Here is a 343-nt window from a genome sequence, read left to right as displayed (position 1 = left end):
GCAAATATAGCTCTTCATGGAATGGAAGAAGAACTTGGTATTTTATATCGTAAAACATATAAATCTAATGGAAGTTACGCTATCCATCCTAAGTGCAGGATAGCTCTGGTTAAGTATGCAGATGATTTTGTTGTATTAACAGAAACTAAGGAACAAGCACAGTCCGTATACGTAAGACTACAATCGTACCTTAGTAACAGAGGTCTCGAACTAAGCAATGAGAAAACTAAGATCACTCACATCGAAGATGGTTTTGATTTTCTTGGATTCTCAGTTCGACAGTACAAAACATGGCAAGGGAACAAGCTACTGATCAAACCGAGTAAAGAGAGCATTAAGAAAG

General features: G+C 37.0%; 1 protein-coding gene. It reads left to right on the top strand.

Going from position 1 to position 343, the window contains the following annotated elements; translation table 11 throughout:
- A partial coding sequence (locus K9V48_RS28745) for a reverse transcriptase domain-containing protein (protein WP_263432988.1) occupies positions 1 to 343 on the top strand: 343 nt, incomplete at both ends.

Source organism: Metabacillus rhizolycopersici (assembly GCF_020075705.1).
Note: the sequence above shows the minus strand (reverse complement) of the source record. Positions and strands in the feature narration are given on the sequence as shown.